Raw genomic sequence first — 20,220 nt, 5'->3', positions numbered from 1 at the left:
AATCTGACAGGGTGAATATGGAGAGACACCTTCATCATATCTATCGATTAAAACATGCGTTTATTAATAGTTCAGCATGCAGGAGATTACCGTGAAGCCGCCCAGCGTTTAGCTGAAGGGGGCGCAGAAACTTATTATGCCCAAAAGTATTCAGTTAACACCATCGCCGAAATTGCTAAACGGGTTGAAGACGTTACCGTTCTCTGTTTTTGTACAGCCACCGCCTATAATCAAGTCCTGCCCAATGGGGTGCGAGCAATCGGTGCAGGATTTCAGCGCCAACTCAACACCAAACACCTGATTAATATCATTGAAGCCCAAAATCCCAATCATTTAATTCTGCGTACCAGTCTCCCCCATATCCTCAAGTGTGTCGTCAACAAAAAGATTAGAACCCTGGCTATTTTTGCTGAATCATTTCAACGTAAAACTCTCCGCAAGAGAGCAAAATACTATTTTTTATCAAGACTTTTAAATCAAAACCCGATTGAATGGATTGCCAATCATAATCTGAATTCCTGCTTATCGCTTCAGCAAATAGGCGTTAATCCAGAAAAAATAATTCCCTGGGATTGGCCCCCTGTGATTACCCCAGAATCTTTTCCCGAAAAACGCCTCCGCCGTCATGAACCTCCGTGGCATCTTCTGTACGTTGGTATTTTGAGTGAAGCTAAGGGAATTGGCGATACATTAGAAGCAATAGCCTATTTAAAAGCCCAGGGATTATCCATCAAGTTAAAAATAGCCGGGATCGGCGAAACCGAGTATTTTGTCAAGAAAGCAGAAACTCGGCAAATTCAAGACTCTGTAGACTTTTTGGGATTAGTTTCCCATCATGAGGTGATGCAGTTAATGAAAAACGCCGATCTAATCATCATCCCCAGTAGACATACCTATCCAGAGGGTTTACCCATGACCCTATACGAAGCCCTCTGCACCCGCACGCCAATTGTCGCTTCAGACCATCCCATGTTTAACCAGGTTTTGCAACATCAAAGCAACGCCCTAATCTTTCCCTCCGGTAACTCCCTGGCTTTAGCCGCTTGTATTGAAACACTCGTGGCTAACCCCGAACTCTATCAAACCCTTTCTACTGCTGCATCCGCTACCTGGGAACGGCTGCAAATTCCGGTAAAATGGGGAGACTTAATTCAACGTTGGTTAAATAATTCCCCGGACGATCGACAGTGGTTGTTTGACCATAGACTGGCTTCAGGACGCTACAACTCATACCCACCTGTGGAACAATGAAACCCAACTATATGGTCATCGGTGCGGGAAAATGTGCCACAACCACACTCTGCACGCTTTTGGGACACCATCCTGATGTGTTCATGGTTAAGTGTAAAGAACCCAACTTCTTCTCCCATGATCCCATCTATGCCCGAGGATTTGACTGGTATGAATCCCTGTACAATGAAGTGGGGTCGAAACGGATGCGGGGAGAAGGGAGCAACTGCTACACAGCCAAGGAACGTTATCCGCACACCCTTTCTCGCCTTGTGGCTTACGCTCCTGACTTAAAGCTAATCTACATTGTCCGCGATCCGATCGCCCGCATTGAGTCGTTGTGGTTACAGAAACGATCGCACGGCGGGGAAGAGGTTCACTATGATTTCAATACAGCCGTGCGAATCAATCGGGATTCCCTGGTGGATACCTCCAACTATTGGCAGCAAATTGACGCCTATCGGACTCATTTTCCCGATGAGCGCATCCACATTATCTTCTACGAGGATTTTCAAGCCGATACAGAAGCGGTTATGCGTCGCTGCTTTCAGTTCCTAGATGTCGATCCCGATGCCCCCCTAGCTGATCCTCAGCTTCACCTGAACCCCTCAACGGGCAAAAAAGTACCCAGCCATACCCTTTCGCGCCTGCGTTCATTCTCTCTATTCCGCGCCACAGCCAAGCTAATTCCCCCATCTTTACGCCATCGACTCAAACAACAGCTATTCTTCCAGGAATTCTCAGGACGACCGCAATGGCAGCCCCAAACTCGTGAGTGGGTGGCAGATATTCTAGAAGCCGACACCTCTAGGTTCTTAGAGTACTGTAACCAACCCCAAGACTTATGGCAGCTTCGGGGTTGAAAATCTGCCGATAGCGGGTACTGAATTGCTAAACTTGACTAAAACACTATCTTATGCAAGAATTATCAACCCAAAAGCCACTACCCTACCCGGTGTACTTCATTAGCAAGAACATCCAAGTGTGGCAGGATGTCATGGAAAGCCCTCACCCACCCCCCGTAGAACAAATCATCGACCGATTCCGAGATGGTAATGATTCCTGGTCGGTGCAAACCTACGTCCAGCTAAAACGACGCGGCTTGAACGTACACCTAGTTCCTCGCTATATTCCGGGTCAGATCTGTGTCACCAGTTATGATCATCTAGGACTCAGGGACTATCCCTTCCACAGCTATGTTGTCGCCTGCCAACATGACCGAGGTAGACCGGAAATCTGCGAGCAACGGATCGTTCAGAATCGCTTAAACGTGATTGATTCGACCGACCACTTTATACCATTCTGGCCCCAAGTGGCACTCAAACCCCGCGATCGCTGCCGAGGCAGCAAAGTTGAAACCATTGTTTACAAAGGTAGGAGTATCTATTTTGCCCAACCCTTTCAGAGTCCAGAATTTTTGCAGCAACTGCAATCCCTGGGAATGACCTTATCCCTTAGCACAGACTTATCCCAAGGGGGGCATAGGGTTTGGACAGATTATCGTCAAGCCGACGTAGTGTTGGCAGTCCGAAACTGTACGGAGTATGATTTATCGATTAAGCCAGCGAGTAAATTGATTAACGCTTGGTTCGCTGGGTGTCCCGCCTTACTCGGTCCAGAACCCGCCTTTGAACACCTGCGGCAATCGGAACTGGACTATATTGAGGTAAGGAGTCCCCAGGATGCGATCGCGGCACTAAAGCGTTTGCGGGATGAGCCAGAGTTGTATGCAGCAATGGTAGAAAACGGTTTTCGACGGGCTAAGGACTTTACACCAGATCGCATCGCTTTGCTCTGGCGTGATTTGTTGGCAGGTTCGATTGCAGAAGGTTATAATCGCTGGCTGAGCCAATCTCCAATTCAGAAACTAATTGGACGACCTATTAAGTTTATGGGGAGGGCGATTAAGCACAAGCGTGAAAAACAACGTTTTTGGGTCAGTATCCGCAATAGTTGAAACAGAAACATTTAATTCAATTCTTATACATTGGAGACTATTTTCGTTTAAGTGCTTTTTTCACAACACGACCGCAATTCAAGCAATTTTGGCAGGTATAGTGGGGTTTAACAGCAACCGTCGCTACACCGAATACTTTGCCAAAATACTCAAGCCAGCAACGCAATAAACTTCCGGCTTCGGTAGTGTCCTTAATAACTTAGCCGCTTATAATTTGATTAAAAAGGGAGGACTGAATACTAATGAACACTATCCCCATCGCCATCCTATGTGGTGGCAAAGGCACCCGCCTCAAAGAAGAAACTGAATTTCGACCCAAACCCATGGTCATGGTCGGCGATCGCCCGATGATCTGGCATATCATGAAAACCTACGCCCACTATGGCTTCACTGACTTCCTCCTCTGTTTGGGCTATAAAGGCAACCTAATCCGCGAATACTTCTTCAACTATGACTGGAATCACAACGACGTGATGCTAGAATTAGGCAACAAGCGAGTCACCCGACTCAACTCCAGTCATCCCGAAGAAAACTGGCGGATTTGGTTAATCGACACCGGACAAGAAACCATGACTGGCGGACGCCTAAAACGCCTCGCCCCCTACCTGGATCAAATCGGTAGTGACCTATTCATGGCGACTTACGGTGATGGTGTATGTAATGTTAACATAAAAGACCTACTCGACTTCCATCGCAGCCACGGCAAACTAGCCACAATGACCGTCGTTCACCCCGCCTCCCGATTTGGGGAAATGAGTATCGAAAATAACCTAGTCACGTTCTTCCAGGAAAAACCGCAAACCAGTGCCGGTTGGATTAACGGTGGCTATTTTGTCATGCACCGCCAGGTGTTAGATTTAATTGAGGGAGACGAGACCATATTTGAGTCAGACCCCTTAAAAGCCTTAGCCGCCAAGGGAGAACTCGCCGTCTACAAACATGATAGCTTCTGGCAATGTATGGATACCTATCGCGAACTCGAACTATTGAATAAACTGTATAATTCTGGCGAAGCCCTGTGGAAAGTATGGTAATGGACTCATTTTGGCAAGACCGTTCTGTTTTCGTCACCGGCTGTACTGGACTCCTGGGAAGCTGGATGACACAGGAATTGGTCAATCGAGGGGCAAACGTTGTCGGTTTAGTGCGAGATTGGGTGCCCCAGTCTCGCCTATTTACAGAAGGGTTATCCCAAAAAATTGTCACCGTCTATGGGCGGGTGGAAGATATCGCCACCTTAGAACGAACCCTGAGTGAGTACGAAATCGATACCGTCTTCCATTTAGCCGCCCAAACCATCGTCGGCGTCGCCAACCGGGAACCTCTAGGCACCTTTGAAGCCAATATCAAGGGGACTTGGAACCTCCTAGAAGCCTGTCGCCGAGTTGGGGGAGTTAGTCGTATCGTTGTCGCCTCCAGTGATAAAGCCTACGGCGACCAAGAGATTTTACCCTATGACGAAACCACCCCCCTCCAGGGAGAGCATCCCTACGATGTGTCCAAAAGTTGTGCTGATTTAATTTGCCGCACCTACTTCGTCAGCTACAACTTACCCGTCTGTGTCACCCGCTGCGGTAACTTTTACGGTGGGGGTGATCTCAATTTTAACCGGATTGTCCCTGGCACGATTCGCTCAATTTTACGGGGAGAACGCCCGATTATTCGCAGTGATGGTAGCTATATTCGGGATTATTTTTATGTGAAGGATGGGGTATTAGCCTATCTCCATCTCGCCGAACAGATGGAACGCCAAGAGATTTGGGGAGAAGCGTTCAATTTTAGTAATGAACTGCAAATTACGGTGCTAGAACTGGTTGAGAAGATTATACGGCTTATGGATAGAAAGGATCTAGAGCCATTGATTCTCAACCAAGTCAAGAATGAAATTATCCATCAATATCTTTCGGCGCAAAAGGCACGACAATTGTTAAACTGGGAGCCTCAATACTCCCTTGATGAAGCCTTAAAAGAAACCATTGATTGGTATCGGGCGTTTTTAATGCCCCATCTGGAACTGACATCCTCTGTCACTCGTTGATAACAGTAGCGGCGAAACATTGTAGGGGCGCACAGACGTGCATTGGTGTCAACTTAAGGTAAAAAGCACGACTGGCAAGCATTTCACCCTCATCCCCTAACCCCTTCTCCCATCAAGGGAGAAGGGGAATTGGAACAATCAAGGATGAAAAATGAATGTAGGTGGCTACGCCTGCAATATATCGCTCTTTTGTCACTCTCGCCAGAGCAAACTCTGGAAGCCTTACACAGAGCGACTTTCACTCTAGAGGCTTAAGACATGGGTTTCTATTAGTTTGCGATCGCTCTATTGTCCATGGGGTTTGACTTTCATCAGTTGGCAATGATTTTACTTTTCCCAGAATGACAGAAGAGGGATAACACCTTTCTTGCTCCCCTCTCCCCGGCGTGGGAGAGGGGCTGGGGGTGAGGGGTTTTCCGCTTAAGTTGACAACAGATGCAGATCTTTACTTGCGCCCGATTCAATGGTCAAATCTATTTCAAGTTTCCTCTGAGCAGCTAGAGCCGCGACTACAGGAGGCAGAGCCTCCCCAAGGGCATTCCCAGGCGGAGCCGGGGAACGAGTGTGACACCTACTGGCTGGCGTGCCGTATGTTCGGATATAATAACGGTCATGAGTTACCTGAATCAACTAAAAGACCGTCGCGTATTAATCACGGGCGCCAGCGGTTTCATTGGTCGCCATGTTGTCGAACTAGGTCAAGCGGCTGGCGTGGACATTCACACTCTATCCCGTCACTCAATCGACAAACCGGGACTCACCTCCTGGACAGGCAATTTGACCGACGACAACTGCATCGCCGAAATTATTACCAATATTCGCCCTGATGGTATCCTCCATTTAGCCGCTGGCGGTGTAGCCTATGGTACTGGTAAACCCCCCGATTTACTCCGGGTCAACACCGTCGGTTTAGCCGTCTTGCTAGAAACCGTCACATCTCTCAACTTACAGCCATCAATCGTCATCGCGGGGTCAGGATTTGAATACGCCCCGCAAAATCGCCCCCTCAAAGAAACTGATCTCATCGCCCCCCCCTCCGCCTATGGCGTATCCAAAGCCGCCTCAACCCTCCTCGCCCAACTCTACGCCACTCAGTTACCGATTACCATCCTGCGACTATTTAGTATCTATGGTCTTGGGGAAAAAGAACCCCGCCTCACCCCTTATATCATCGCTCAAGCCCAACGGGGTCAACCCGTAGAAATCACCCCGGGCGAACAACTTCGCGATTATACTTATGTCAAAGATGTCGCCCAAGCCTTTTGGCGGGCATTAACGATTCCCCCGGATAATCAGCAACTCCGGGTATTAAATGTGGCGTCTGGTCAAGCCATTACTCTGCGGGATTTTATCCAAGCAATTGCCAATGAACTCAGCCGCCATCATATCACCGCTGATCTACGATTTGGGGCTAAACCCTACCGACCCAATGAACTGATGAACTATACTGCAGATATCAGCAAACTTCAAAACCATCTCAATTGGTTGCCCACAACCTCACTCCAACAGGGACTAGCGGAAATGGTAGAGGAACAACTGTGAATAAACTAGACAAGGTTAACTTAATCCCCAGAACATTGAGAAGTGACGACCGAGGTTGGTTCCTCAAAGTCATAGATGGCAAAGAACAGGGACTCCCCCATCACACCGGCGAAGTTTACCTCACTCTAGCTGTACCCGGTCAAAACCGGGGCGGTCATTACCACATCAAAGCCCATGAATGGTTTACCGTGGTTCAAGGTAGCGCCCTGGTCAGTTTAGCCGATACCTCCACCCATGAACAACGGGACATGACCTTAACCGCCACTGAACCCGTCACCCTCGTGGTTCCGCCCGGTGTTGCCCATATCTTTTGTAATCCCCCAGATAGCCATGAGCCGATGCTGTTAGTCGCCTACTCGGATGAATTATACGACCCCGCCGACACCATCCCCTATTCGTTCAACTCATAAGCATGACCACTCAGCTTGACATTAAACATCCAACCCAACCCGCCATCGGCATTCAGCCCACAGTGACACTGCTGATTCCTGTGTATAAGGGTGGTGCGTACTGGCAAGAGTGCTGGCAAAGTGTCACCCCCTTAGCCCATAAATTTGATCGCATCCTGGTTAGTTTTAATTATAGTGAGTTACAACAGCAAGACTTGCAGGTGGTTGAAGCCGATAAACCGGATAATGTGGAGGTCATCGTTCAACCCCAACTCCTCCCCACCATCACCGCCCATCTTGTCTCCCTGATTGACCACGTTGACACCGATTATATTTTTTTCTTATGTGCTGATGATTGGCTGCTGGAAGCGGGATTAGTAGAAGCCCTGGAACTGTTACGGAATCATGGCAATCAGCATATCTCAATCGTCGGGTCTCATGAATGGTATGAAACCACTGAGTGCTATTCAATCGTAACCCAACATCTATCAACGTTTCCCCAAGGAATGCAGCCGCCCGACTATATCCTGATGGATATGCACAGTCGCTTTTTCATCCAATTATCGGGTCTAATTACATCAACATCTAGCCTAAGAACCTGCCAGCCCATGATGAAGATGTTTTCCACAGGCTGGCGATTGGATGACTTTGTCGCCGCCCACCCCGGAATCAACCGATTACAGCAAAGCTTACAACCCAGCGTTAGGATTAGGAGACATCCAGGACAAGTGAGTCAACAAGGCGCTCTGGTTAGACTCAGTACGGTGACAGACAATGTGAGCTATTATTTGATCCAAGCCTTCCACAGTTCAGAGCCTCTATTAATCTCTCGTGCTGTGGAAAAGGTATATCGAATTTGGAGCCAATGTCAACTTATTCCTCATTTTCTCCCAGCTGGTTGGCACATCCTGCGCCTGGTGCTAGCTAGCTTAACTTGGCAGAATTGTCCGGGTCGCCTAAAAACGATAGGCTATTTAGGGCTTTATGCGCCCCAAGTCTTCTCCGGCGTTTTCAATCAAATCGTTTCTAGAATAAGAAGGAGATTATCTCCATGAAGATAGTCTTTACCGTTGGTTCTTTATCGAGTCAAGAGGACTTAGAATTCCAGGGGGAAACCAACCCCGATGCTCAAACAGGATTATCCCCCCTCCACCAATTAAAATCCCGATTGTCAGGCTTAGGGTTTCACGTCGTAATAACTCGCCAGCCAATTGCCTTAGAGCAAGCCGATATAGCTGTATTTTGGAATATAGACAAAACCTTGTATAAAGACTGTCTTTCCCTACCCGAACAACTCCCTTGCCTGCTCATATCCAATCAATCTCATCTTGATGGGGGATATAACTTGGAGACTCTTTCCAGCAAAGGCTGGGTCGCTGTCTTAACCTGGAATCGCTCCTTCCAAGCTCCTCACATTTTACACTATGATATGCCCTTTTTCTACGATAAATCAGTCCTAGAAAAAAAAGTTTGGGAAGCCGATGTAGGCTCTTCCCGTTTAACTAAGAGTTCGGCGCGAGGCGTGGCGTTGAGCCATGCTAAACAGGACAAAAGGGGACTAATACCCCAAATAAATTCCCTTTATCGAGAATTGGCAACGGCTGGACATATAGATTTAGTCGAAGTTACTGGGACTTTACCACAAAACAAAATAGAGACACTAAGAAAATATCCCTACTCCCTTGTGGCGGAGGAAGCACTTTGTCCTGGCTACGTCACCAAAACACTAGCGGATAGTATCATCGCCGGAATTCCCGCGATTTACTTGGGCGATGTCACCACAGCCGAACGACGATTTCCGGGATGTTTTGTTCAGCTTAAGGATTTATCGGTGGATTCGTTCCTGCAAGCTCAGCAAGAGTTGCTCGAAAGCTATGATAGTCTACAGCAGAATATTCTCAGCGTCCGCCAAGACTCTCACACTTGGGGGCAAAACTTCTTAGGGGTTGTTGAAACAGAAATCCTGAAGATAAAACAAGAAAATGTTGCCAATAAGGCTGAAATTTAAATTTAGCTGCTTGAACAACTCTACAGCTAGTTAACTTGAGTCCAAGGTTAAAATCATAATCCAATATTCTTAATTAATTGTTCACCATGACTACAGTTTATCTTCACATTGGTACGCATAAAACAGGAACAAGTGCTATACAAAAGTTATTATTAAACAACCGAGAACAACTTCTCAGTAAGGGTTTATTCTTGCCTTTATCGAAAGGTAGTCACCACAAACTCATTCAAAAAAATGATAATGATAAAGATTATGGTCTCAACGCGGAAAAATGGGAAGCGCTGCTCCAGGAAATAAGGTCTCAGGAATCTAATAATATTGTCATTAGCTCAGAAGATTTTTTTAGATTAGACTCTGGACTAATTCCTAAGTTGAAAGATTATCTGTCAAATTACGAAACCAAGATAATAGTTTACCTAAGAAGACAGGATAATTATTTGATATCCTTATACTGTCAAGCTGTAAAAACAGCTCACCATTGGGATAGCCTAAATCAACATATTTTAGATAATAAATATTATGCTGATTATTATCAAAGACTAGAACCTTGGAAACAAGCCTTTGGTAAGGAAAACCTAATTGTCAGGGTGTATGAGAAAGATCAGTTATCTAATGGGTTATTCAATGATTTCTTGAAATCCATACATATAAACTCCGATGGTTTAGACTTGAAAAAAGCCCAGTCAATAAACATTTCTCCAACCCTAAGAACAATAAAAGTAATTCGATTTTTGAGTGGTATTGCTATTGGTCAAATGTCTATTTCAAAAAAGAAAATGACTGGACTCTACTATACTTATTTAATTCCCGATACTAACCTGTCCCGACTAATAGCAAGTTTACCTAATTTTTTGCTCAGTAATGAATTGATGACAACTCAAGAGCGAATTGATCTCCTCAAGGAATTTGAAGAGTCTAATCGAAAGGTAGCTCAAGAATACTTAGGGCGACCCGATGGTCAGTTATTTTATTCAACTCCCATTGTAGGATAATATTCTTTCTCAAAGGGACTCTGGCGACTGAAAGTCGCAGCTACACAAACAACGTCCGCCTACACGGACTAGACTATAAAGGGGGTAGTAAACCCGGATTGGGTATGAGATGCACCCTAATCCTATCGAAAGCTGTATACGGCAATGGTGGAAAATGGCAAAATAGCCTCGCTGTGGCGCGAATTGTTAACTAGACCCATTGCCATAGGGTATGAGCAGTGGCTGCATCAATCACCCATTAGACCACTCGTAGGACGACCGACTCAGTACGTTTGGTGAGCGATTAAGCACCAGCGCCAACGTCGGTATTTCTTTACCCATTTCACAAAGGCTCAAGGCTGTTTCCTGAATGAAAATTATACCTGTTGCGCGATCGCGAGTCTATCCTCATGTCTAATATCACTGAACCCAATTCCCCTTACCCGGTGTTAGTAGTTATTCTTAACTACCGCACTCCCAGCATGACTATCGATTGCCTCCACTCCATAGTCGATGAAGTCCAATCCCTACCCGGTACTCGCGTTGTTGTGACCGACAACGCCTCTGGCGACGGGTCAGTCGAACAAATCAGCACCGCCATAGAAACCGAAGGTTGGAGTGACTGGGCATCGGTTATGCCATTAGACCACAACGGCGGCTACGCTTTTGGCAACAACGCAGCCATTCGTCCAGCCCTTGATTCAACTAATCCCCCTCCCTACATCCTACTCCTTAACCCAGACACGATCGCACGTCCCAATGCCATAAAAGCGTTGGTAGACTTCATGAATGACCATCCTGATGTAGGAATCGCTGGAAGTCGCTTAGAAGAGCCCGATGGCACCCCCCAATGTTCAGCATTTCGCTTTCATACAGTTCTCAGTGAAGTGGATAGCGGTTTCCGTCTAGGCGTCGTCTCGAAACTATTGACCAAATGGGTGGTATGGCCCCCCGTTCCCGAACAAGCCTGTCCCACCGACTGGGTTGCGGGTGCTAGTATGATTGTCCGTCGTGAAGTATTTGAACAGGTGGGCTTACTTGATGAAGACTACTTCATGTACTACGAAGAAATGGACTTTTGCCTACAGGCAAAAAAAGCCGATTGGAGTTGCTGGTATGTCCCTGAAAGTCGAGTCGTCCACCTCGTTGGACAAAGTTCCGGCGTCACCGACACCAAACGCCCCCGCAAACGCCGTCCCCAATACTGGTTTAATTCCCGGCGACGGTACTTTATCAAAAACTACGGTTGGCTGTACGCTTCCCTGGCTGATATATCGTGGGCTTCAGGTTTTGCCCTGTGGCGCTTGCGCCGAGTGCTTCAACGTAAAGCTGATAATGATCCGCCCCAACTGTTGGCAGATTTTGTCCGCAATAGCGTATTTTTCAAGGGCGGTGTATCATAGCGATCAAACTATTGTCGTGTTTAAGTTTAAGTCAACTTTAGCCATGGCGATTGGAAATCGCGGCTAGACAAACAAAGTCCGCCTACGCGGACTAATACCGAAAAACTAGAGGGAGCATTCCGATTTTGCGCGTTAGCTCTTTTTATAGGGCTGAAACCATTGAAATATCGTTGCTTTGGGGAATAGGGTTTCCAAAATGGGATGCTCCCAAACTAGAGATGTGGAAACCCGCGCAGGCGGGTTTAGTTTGTGTAGCTGCGGTTACCCTACGGGAAGCCGCTCCGCGTCTACAACCGCCCAGTTAACAAGAAAAACTATGGTCGTGCAACCAGAGATACAATCTAATATAGAGGAATCAGTCCCTAACAATCTTGGACTCTGGCAACAAATCAAAGAAGACTGGATTGCCCATGGACGCGATTGGACAAGACCCGGATTTCGCGCTATCGCCGTTCAGCGCTTTGGTGTCTGGCGCATGAAAATCCAACCCAAACTATTGCGAGCGCCCTTTAGCATCCTTTACCGGGCATTCTATCGCAAAATTCGTAACACCTACGGAATTGAATTACCTTACACGGTTCAACTCGGTCGCCGCGTTATCATAGAGCATCAGCATGGCATCATCATCCATGGAGACTGTGCGATCGGCGACGATTGTATTATCCGCCAAGGTGTTACTCTCGGCAATCGTTACCTGGATCAACCCTTTGATGCACCAAAATTGGGAACTCATGTCAACGTCGGTGCGGGTGCGAAAATCTTTGGCAATGTCACCATTGGAGATAATGCCAATATTGGTGCTAATGCAGTGGTTCTTTGTGATGTTCCAGCCGGTGCAACTGCAGTGGGAGTCCCTGCCAAAATTATCACTCCCCTCAGGTCAGATGCCAATCTTGGAGACTATCAGCCAACTTAACATAGGAGTTTCCCTGTGATGTCAACCAATCAGCCAATAGTTCTAATTGTGGAAATTATCCTATCTGTAATAGCCTTGGCATTGCTTATCCCCATCGCCACTCTGTTTATCGAATGTCTGGCGGCGTTCTTCCCACCGCGTCAAGACACAGAAGAAACGCCAACCCCCCGCCCCAAGGTTACCATTTTAATACCAGCACACAATGAAGCCTCTGATATTGCTGTCACTCTGAAGACAATACTCCCACAATTAACTGACTCAGACCGACTTATCGTCATTGCTGATAACTGCACTGATAACACAGCCGAGGTTGTGCGTCAAGTCGGCGCAACGGCGATTGAACGAGAAAATCCGGATTTAAGGGGTAAAGGATATGCCTTAGATTACGGCTTACGCTGCATCAAGACAGAACCCCCTGACGTACTGGTACTCGTTGATGCCGATTGCCAAGTTAGTCCCGGTTCAATTGATAAAATCGCCCGACTAGCAGGGGCTTCAGAACGCCCGGTTCAAGCCACTTACCTGATGACTCAGCCCGACAATCCTGGAGTCAACGATTTGATCTCAACCTTATCACTGCGGGTGAAAAACTTAGTTCGTCCTGTCGGACTCACGCGACTGGGATTACCTTGTTTGTTGATGGGTTCAGGAATGGCTTTACCCTGGTCGCTGATGAGTAAGATATCCTTAGCAGGATGTAAAACAGTGGATGATATGCAGTTGGCTGTGGATTTAGCCATTGCTGGACATCCGCCCTTATTTTGCCAAGATGCCCATGTCCAAGGGCGTCTGATGAAAGATAAAGCTGCCAAAAGCCAAAAAGCCCGTTGGGAACATGGTCACTTAGAGATGTTGTTCACTGAAGTCCCTCGACTGCTGCAAGAATTTATCTCTCAAAGACGGTTTGATCTACTCGCCCTCGCCCTAGAACTGGCTGTACCGCCCCTTTCGCTGTTACTCTTAATCTGGGCAGCAGTTACAGGAGGAGCATTCGTAGCGGCAGTATTGGGAGTATCCTGGATACCAGGGATTGTGTTGGCATTAGAAGGACTACTGATTCTGATCTCAGTTATTGGCTCTTGGGCTAAGTTTTGCCGTGCAGATATACCAGGACGGACGCTTTTGGCTGTTCCCTTTTACATCCTCTGGAAGGTTTCCCTCTACCCGGCTTTTCTAATCAAGCCTCAGAGTCGCTGGTTAAAAACCGAACGGGATACAGTGGATGTCACTGAGTCGTGATTAGCTTGAGCTATAAGGTTTATTGCTAGTACGTGGTTGTTTTAGCTATTAAACTTGTCCTAACCTTTATAGCGACAGCTATACCTCTTTACCTGTTAGTCATGAGTTGGAGCTTTTCTTTCAGCCAGAAATCGATAGTAAGCATCAGTTGTCTGTTTTATCTGCTGCTGGATACTTAGTTGTTCTTCCGCCAAAGCCCGTGCAGCAGGTCGCATCTGCTGTAATGTCTCTCGGTTTCCCAATACTTCAAGACCTTTAGTGATAAAACTGTCTCGATCAATCTCGCAGCTAAAACCTGTAATGCCTTCACGGATTGTAAATTCCCAGCCACCAGTACGAGTACCTAAAACTGGACATCCGCAGGCTAATGCCTCAACTGTTACAAGTGCAAAACCCTCCTCCAGACTAGGTAAGAGTAATATGTCTGCTGACCAGTAGGCTAAACGTGGATCATCCACCCAGTTATGGAGTTGGCATACATCTTCCAGATCCAAAGTGTGAATACGTTCTTGTAATGCCTCTTTCAGCGAACCCATTCCAAACAGAGCAAACCGTAAGGCTTTTAAACCAACATCCCGCGCTGCTGCTGCTAATGCCACGACCGCATCAGGTTGCTTTCGTTCAATAAAATTACCCAGGAATACAGCCATTATTTCATTTTTACCTACGCCAAATCGCATCCGGGCTTCCTCACGTTCTACTTCAGTAGGTGGGCGAAAATGATCACAATCTGTACCATTGGTAATGAATTGAACATCTTTTGGTTTAACGCCGAGTTTTGTCGTGACATACTCCACAGCTTTGGGGTTGAGTGCGATTATCCGGTGTGCTAGGGGGGAAAAGTATTTACGAACGAATCCCAGGTCTAATGCTCCTACCTGATCAACAAAGATAGAATTGTGCAGGGTGAAAAAATCAGGTTTGCGACCAGCGAGTATGCACATTAATGAAGGAGCGCGACCATGTACGTGAACAATATGGGGTTTGAACACTTTGAGGTAGTGTCGGACTTGTCTCACGCAGCCCAGCAGCTTAGGAATCTTCCTAACCGACTACGGGTAAAGAGGGCCAGTCAGGATTGCAATCATCAGCAAGGATTAGTACGCGCATAGTTGATTCAATTCCTGTTTTATTAATCCACCAACTGACTACGCTACCCTAGCAATCGGCTCAGATGGATTAGTAATACACTAAACAATACTCTAATTCGCTATAAAAGTCTACTGACTTGTTGATGATTAGTTAGGATAAAGGGTGGGCATCGCCCACCCTACTACATCGGCAAGGTTAAAATTGTGGGTAAAATTTTTCTGGATAGCTACTCTCATAAGGGTTTGGCGAAAATACTTGACCAACGTTTTAACCTTGCCAGTGTACTACCCATGTAACCTGGAGTTAAACAACCTAACCGAGAAGAGAACTCTAACTCAACGCTTCCAGATAATCCCGCACCCGATTCCGCCGCTTGGGTTGGCGTAACTTCTGCAACGCCTTAGCCTCAATTTGCCGCACCCGTTCGCGAGACAGTTCCAGCGCCCGCCCAATCTCAGCCAAGGAGTAGGGATGTCCATCGCCCAAACCAAACCGCATACAAATCACATCCCGTTCGCGACTAGTCAAATCAGCTAGGAGTTGCTGTAAGTCCCGCTGTAAAGCCTCACGCATCAATACGTCTTCTGGGGAGGTTTCCTCGGTTTCGAGTAAATCACCCAGTTCTGTATCCTTCTCCTTCCCGACTTTAATCTCTAAGGAAACCGATCGCGGAACTCGCATCAGCACTTCCCGTACCTGCGGCGCATCCATTTCCAACTCTTTGGCGATATCCTCAATCGTGGCTGTACGTCCTCGTTCCTGAGAAATCTTCCGCTGGGCTTTCTTAATCTTATTCAGCTTTTCGGTAATATGAACCGGTAAGCGAATTGTCCGACTTTGAGTCGCGATCGCACGAGTAATTCCCTGACGAATCCACCAATAGGCATAGGTACTAAACCGATACCCCTTAGTCGGATCAAACTTCTCAACTGCCCGTTCTAATCCTAAGGTTCCTTCCTGAATCAAATCTAGCAGTTCTAAACCGCGATTTTGATACTTCTTCGCCACCGACACCACCAGGCGCAGGTTAGCTTTAATCATGTGTTCCTTCGCCTGCAAACCTTGGGCTTGAACCTGTTCCAGTTCCTTAACCGTCAGTTCCGCTAAATCCGCCCAGCGCCGTTTCCCCGCCACCAGACTTGGCTTCAGGGTAGCCACATCCACCCCAGCAGTTGTCGCCCAGCGTTCTAAGGAGGGACGATGTCCTAACTGAGAGGCTAAACGGTCATGGGTTTCGATTAAATGAACGAAATGCTCAATAACTGGCTCCTCTGGTGTGGCGAACTTGACGCGCAAGTCCAGTAGTCGCATATAGCGCTGAACTTTTTGAGCTTCTGAGACTTCCTCATCTCGTCTCAATAAACGAACCCGACCGATTTCTTGAAGATATAGCCGCACCAAATCGGTGGTGCGGCGGTTGGCACTTTTAGCAAAGCTAGTCGTGTCGATGTCCTCTTCAATATCTGGATCAACGAAATCATCCACAGGATTGTCTATATCGCCGTGGGTATCATGCAAATCCAGGCTGTAGGTAGGTTGGTCGTGGTCGAATTCGGTGTCGGTAAAAGGAGTGGCTGGCATAGTGATCTCTTAGATTACGACCGATAACGACACTTGATCGAAGTGTGTCATCACTTATTACTAGAATTCCCACCCTTGATGACCGGATAACAGCGTTTTTCGTTTTTCTCAGCGATAAGGGTTACCTGTTTTGCCAGGAAACCCTTACTGAGATTTACTGCTAACGCATCGCCACAGTTTCCGTTTTTACAGAATTCTCAGCATTTTGGGCTTAAAATCTGTCTTAGGTTAGATGACTGGGCTTCTCCTCTAGCAGATAGTATACGCGATACCCTCTTGGGGAATGAGTGACCTTAGTCAAAGGCTGTATTAATCTACATCACCCATCAGACGGATTCCAGAAAGATTATTGAGACTTGTTTGGGAAACCGTTTTTTGACCAGAGTATCATCCGCGAAAACTGGATGGATAGCATGGGGTTATAACGCTAACTCCATCTCTTTCTATTCCATTGTATAGAACAGGCGATAGGAAGTAGGTAACAATTTATATTTTGAACCCGTTTGTCGGGTGTCGGGTATCGGTTATGGGGAAAAACCAAAGCCCTTAGAGTTCCCTCCCTGAAGGGGTGACAAGCAGTCTAAAACCTTTTAAAATCAGGCTTTGAGCGACATTAGTATCTCCAAAGATGAAGCCTTATTGACACCCTTATTGACACATAAATACCACAGCCATGAGATATATTCTAGCGTTGCGTTGCGCAGGGGGTATGGGGGAGGCGCTCGTCCCCCAGATAAAACTGCTATCTTTGACCCTATCTGTGACAAGAAGAAATGGTCTAAAAGCAGGATGGCTCAACACTTCAGCGAGCTTGTCACCCCGTGAGGTTCCCTCCCCTTGCGAAGGGGAGGGTTAGGGAGGGGTCTGTCTCAAGGTATTGCTTTCTTTTTGAGCTTAAGTTGACACAGATGCACGTCGGGAAAGGGCGCACGTCGGTGCGCCCCTACGGAATACCGCTGATTTTCAAAACGTCACTCAGGGTAGGACAGTATGTTGGTAAACCGAATGTCTGGGGATTCACTGGGTTTTGATAAGTGAAATGGCGATAGTTGAGGCAAAATCGATCCCACGCCGCCATCTGAATCCGGAATAAGATAATTAATAGATTCGCTAGTCCAATCGATAACGGGACTCGAACATAAATTTTTTTACCGAAATAAGTACAGACTTCTTCTACCGCCTGATTCACGGTGAGGCGCGGATTTCCTAAGACTAAACGATTTGTCAATAATACGTCGTCTGTGTTCGCTGTCAACTCCTGACTCGGAGGATGATCAACCAGATAGCGCACTACCTGAGCGATATCCTGGGCGTGCATAAAGTGGAAACTCCCATCGGCTTTGAACCAACGAATTAAGTCCATCCATTTCACCACATCCTTAATCCCTGATGAAATATGGGAGTAAGGTTTACGCTCATCTCCCCCCAATACCAACGTGGGAAACACTGTAGTAATTTTAGGCGCGATCGCGAGTTTTGAGAGCTGCTGTAAACAGTCATATTTGGAACGGATATAGTCGGTTCCCAGTTGACCGGCTTGTTTGAGTAACTGGTTTTGCTGATTGAGAATGCTAGCAGTGGAAAAATAAATGACTTGTTCACAACGTTGAGTATCCAGCAAATCCAGCAACCGCAGGGTTTTGACCACATTAATATCAAAAACTTCCTGTACTCCTCCCCAAGCCGTTGCTGCCAAAATAGCTACATCTACAGTTTTAAGCAAATCGCCAAACTGATCAATCTGCCGTAAATCAGCTTGACAAATTGTAATACCCGGACGAGCATGGTAGTCAAATCCTAATTTATCTGGATTTCTGACCAATAAATACAACTCGTGATCTGTTTGTTGAATTAAAGTTTCGGCTACATACTGACCGATACAACCACTAGCACCGGTCATGAAGATTCGCTTGGGAGCCATTTGATTTTAGATCTTGAACAAAAGTTGAGCGCAGTCCCCATCTAAAATCGCAAGATTTAGGTGGGGGAAAGCGAAACACTAACAATTTTGGTATATAGCACTACGCACTAAGGTTAGGACATATCAAGAAAAATTTAAATCGCTCAATCCCTTGTCAGGTAAGCTTTTTTCTTCACTATTGCCTATTGCCTATTCCCTATTCCCTGGCGCGTAGCGCTATAATTCCGACAGGTACGGCGGCATTTATTTGTTCGGCACGACCTACAGAACCTAGAAAACTTAAGATTAGGGGGTTCCAGTAGAGATTATTTGTTACAATAACGCATCTACTGGGTAAAAATAAGAGTGCGTTTTTATGGCTTTTCAGTCTTAACTCCGATTCAGAAATGGCGAGGAGGGGCATAAAGGACCCAAGTTCCTGATGTCCACCGAGAACAGCGGCTCTTCGTGGTAACAGCAGGGGAGAATCCCCAACTAATTGCTTGCAATTAGTTGGGGTCTGTTCAATATCCTAATCCTAGCTCAACCTCTATTCCACAATTTTAGCTGTATCACGCTAGTAGTGGCGTCACCTGCATTTGTGTCAGGGGCGGGTTTAGTCAAATCGGGGTGAGGGAAGAAACGATAGTAGTTAAACCCGCCCCTACATTAAAAACCAGGTTCCCTCGATCAAAGGGAAGGGTTTACCCATCCCCAATCTCTTACGCATGAACGGTGAGCAATTGATCAACTTGTTTGGCTGTCTCAAAGAAGAACCTGACGTTATCTTCTGGGGTTCCCGGTAATACACCATGACCCAAATTAAAGATATGACCTCGGTTTCCAGCTTTACGAATCGTATCCAAAATGCGATCGCGGATGAAGTCCTGTGACCCAAATAGCACGCCAGGGTCCATGTTACCCTGAACGTTCTTATGATAGCCTAACCGCTGTCGCGCTTCTGCCATATCCACCGTCCAGTCTACGCTGATAATATCCACACCGGATTTACTCATACGCTCTAATATACCTGCACTCCCACTGATATATAAAATCAGAGGCGTATCTGGATGGGTGGCTTTCACCTGCTCAACCACTCGCTGCTGATAGGGTAAGGCAAAGGTATCGTAGTCTTGGGGACTCAGTTGACCCGCCCAGGAATCGAACAGTTGCACGACTTGAGCACCATTATCAATTTGATAACGCACATAAACCGCGATCGCGTCGGCTATTTTCCCCAGAAACTCATGCAGCATGGCAGGTTGGGAAAATGCCATCCCTTTAATAATCGAGTAATTTTTGGAACTTTTCCCCTCAATCGCATAAGCGGCTAACGTCCAAGGTGCACCGACAAAGCCTAATACAGCGGCTTCGTTACCGACTTCCCGGCGCAGCGCTTGTAAAATCTCCCCGACAAATGTTAATTTTTCTAACTCTAAGGGATGAAGCCCGTCAATTTGTGCTTGGGAGCGAATCGGCGGATCAATAATTGGTCCTTTGCTTTCGATAATATCAAAGGGAATACCGAGTCCGGGTAGGGGAGTGAGGATATCAGAAAATAGAATCACTCCATCAGGGCGAAACGCCTTCCAGGGTTGGAGAGAAATTTCAATAGCAATTTCGGGAATTTCCGAGCGTTCCCGGAAACTGGGATACTTATCGCGTAAATCCCGATAGGCTTTCATATATCGACCCGCCTGTCGCATCATCCACACCGGCGGACGTTCTAATTCTTCACCACGAGCGGCTCGTAATAAATAAGGAACCTGGGTTAACCCAGTCATCAAAATACCTCCGATGTAGGAAACTCCGTGTCTTTTGACCAGAGAGGAATACAACAACAGCAGTGTTAACCGCCTCCCCCTTGCGGGGTGGATGAATAGGGTACCCCGTTACTTTCGTGCGGGTTGCTGACACTAGACCTACCCTATGTGACAGACTCTCCAACTCAATC

At 46.8% G+C, this 20,220-nt stretch carries 18 protein-coding genes; 13 read left to right on the top strand and 5 right to left on the bottom strand.

The genetic code is table 11. From position 1 onward, the window contains the following. Window positions 1-54 precede the first annotated feature (54 nt). Genes RID09_RS31280 through RID09_RS31270 form a run of 3 tightly spaced genes read left to right on the top strand, consistent with a single transcriptional unit; the run spans window position 55 to window position 3,187 of the window. Window positions 55-1,251, top strand: coding sequence for a glycosyltransferase family 4 protein (locus RID09_RS31280; RefSeq protein ID WP_446339799.1), 1,197 nt, complete (start codon window positions 55-57; stop codon window positions 1,249-1,251). After that, on the top strand, window positions 1,248-2,093 hold the full coding sequence (locus RID09_RS31275; protein ID WP_446339798.1) for a sulfotransferase domain-containing protein: 846 nt from the start codon (window positions 1,248-1,250) through the stop codon (window positions 2,091-2,093). Before RID09_RS31280 ends, RID09_RS31275 begins: the two co-directional genes overlap by 4 nt. A 53-nt stretch (window positions 2,094-2,146) precedes the next feature. Further along, a complete protein-coding gene (locus tag RID09_RS31270; protein WP_446339797.1) occupies window positions 2,147-3,187 on the top strand; it encodes a glycosyltransferase in 1,041 nt (346 codons plus the stop codon). Between the two features lie 37 nt (window positions 3,188-3,224). On the opposite strand, the gene RID09_RS31265 is transcribed toward RID09_RS31270, so the two are convergent. Then, window positions 3,225-3,353, bottom strand: coding sequence for a zinc ribbon domain-containing protein (locus RID09_RS31265; protein ID WP_446339796.1), 129 nt, complete (start codon window positions 3,351-3,353; stop codon window positions 3,225-3,227). Between the two features lie 76 nt (window positions 3,354-3,429). Here RID09_RS31265 and rfbF point away from each other — a divergent pair, with 76 nt between their 5' ends. The 10 genes from rfbF to RID09_RS31215 all read left to right on the top strand — a co-directional run bounded on the left by rfbF (window position 3,430) and on the right by RID09_RS31215 (window position 13,693). After that, window positions 3,430-4,221 carry a glucose-1-phosphate cytidylyltransferase gene (rfbF, locus tag RID09_RS31260; protein WP_446339795.1) on the top strand — a complete coding sequence of 264 codons (792 nt, stop codon included), beginning with the start codon at window positions 3,430-3,432 and terminating at the stop codon, window positions 4,219-4,221. Further along, window positions 4,221-5,225 (top strand): GDP-mannose 4,6-dehydratase, encoded by a 1,005-nt coding sequence (locus tag RID09_RS31255; protein ID WP_446339832.1) that lies wholly within the window; start codon window positions 4,221-4,223, stop codon window positions 5,223-5,225. The genes rfbF and RID09_RS31255 overlap by 1 nt, the downstream gene beginning before the upstream one ends. Before the next feature lie 612 nt (window positions 5,226-5,837). Next, on the top strand, window positions 5,838-6,767 hold the full coding sequence (locus tag RID09_RS31250) for an NAD-dependent epimerase/dehydratase family protein (RefSeq protein WP_446339794.1): 930 nt from the start codon (window positions 5,838-5,840) through the stop codon (window positions 6,765-6,767). After that, window positions 6,764-7,177, top strand: a complete 414-nt coding sequence (locus RID09_RS31245) for a polysaccharide biosynthesis C-terminal domain-containing protein (RefSeq protein WP_446339793.1) — start codon at window positions 6,764-6,766, stop codon at window positions 7,175-7,177. The genes RID09_RS31250 and RID09_RS31245 overlap by 4 nt, the downstream gene beginning before the upstream one ends. Before the next feature lie 2 nt (window positions 7,178-7,179). Continuing rightward, window positions 7,180-8,211 (top strand): glycosyltransferase family A protein, encoded by a 1,032-nt coding sequence (locus RID09_RS31240; RefSeq protein ID WP_446339792.1) that lies wholly within the window; start codon window positions 7,180-7,182, stop codon window positions 8,209-8,211. Beyond that, on the top strand, window positions 8,208-9,164 hold the full coding sequence (locus RID09_RS31235; RefSeq protein WP_446339791.1) for a hypothetical protein: 957 nt from the start codon (window positions 8,208-8,210) through the stop codon (window positions 9,162-9,164). The genes RID09_RS31240 and RID09_RS31235 overlap by 4 nt, the downstream gene beginning before the upstream one ends. Before the next feature lie 86 nt (window positions 9,165-9,250). Beyond that, the gene (locus RID09_RS31230; RefSeq protein WP_446339790.1) at window positions 9,251-10,156 is read left to right on the top strand and encodes a hypothetical protein; all 906 of its coding nucleotides are present in this window, start codon (window positions 9,251-9,253) and stop codon (window positions 10,154-10,156) included. Window positions 10,157-10,545: 389 nt separating this feature from the next. Continuing rightward, entirely contained in the window at window positions 10,546-11,538 is a 993-nt protein-coding gene (locus tag RID09_RS31225) for a glycosyltransferase family 2 protein (protein WP_446339789.1), read from the top strand. Window positions 11,539-11,854: 316 nt separating this feature from the next. Further along, the gene (locus tag RID09_RS31220; RefSeq protein ID WP_446339788.1) at window positions 11,855-12,454 is read left to right on the top strand and encodes a serine O-acetyltransferase; all 600 of its coding nucleotides are present in this window, start codon (window positions 11,855-11,857) and stop codon (window positions 12,452-12,454) included. An 18-nt stretch (window positions 12,455-12,472) separates the two neighbouring features. Beyond that, the gene (locus RID09_RS31215) at window positions 12,473-13,693 is read left to right on the top strand and encodes a glycosyltransferase family 2 protein (RefSeq protein ID WP_446339787.1); all 1,221 of its coding nucleotides are present in this window, start codon (window positions 12,473-12,475) and stop codon (window positions 13,691-13,693) included. A gap of 95 nt (window positions 13,694-13,788) precedes the next feature. Here the strand turns inward: RID09_RS31215 and RID09_RS31210 are convergent, their stop codons facing one another. The 4 genes from RID09_RS31210 to hemE form a co-directional block, all read right to left on the bottom strand. Further along, window positions 13,789-14,724, bottom strand: a complete 936-nt coding sequence (locus tag RID09_RS31210) for a glycosyltransferase family 4 protein (protein WP_446339830.1) — start codon at window positions 14,722-14,724, stop codon at window positions 13,789-13,791. 391 nt (window positions 14,725-15,115) lie between these two features. Then, the gene (gene sigC, locus RID09_RS31205; protein WP_446339786.1) at window positions 15,116-16,366 is read right to left on the bottom strand and encodes an RNA polymerase sigma factor SigC; all 1,251 of its coding nucleotides are present in this window, start codon (window positions 16,364-16,366) and stop codon (window positions 15,116-15,118) included. Window positions 16,367-17,309: 943 nt separating this feature from the next. Then, on the bottom strand, window positions 17,310-18,287 hold the full coding sequence (locus tag RID09_RS31200; RefSeq protein ID WP_446339785.1) for an NAD-dependent epimerase/dehydratase family protein: 978 nt from the start codon (window positions 18,285-18,287) through the stop codon (window positions 17,310-17,312). Window positions 18,288-18,988: 701 nt separating this feature from the next. Further along, entirely contained in the window at window positions 18,989-20,050 is a 1,062-nt protein-coding gene (hemE, locus tag RID09_RS31195; protein ID WP_446339784.1) for a uroporphyrinogen decarboxylase, read from the bottom strand. Window positions 20,051-20,220: the final 170 nt, after the last annotated feature.

The organism is Coleofasciculus sp. G1-WW12-02 (assembly GCF_040219735.1).
GTDB lineage: Bacteria > Cyanobacteriota > Cyanobacteriia > Cyanobacteriales > Coleofasciculaceae > Coleofasciculus.
The sequence above is the reverse complement of the archived record's forward strand: the minus strand, read 5'-3'. Positions and strand labels throughout refer to the sequence as shown.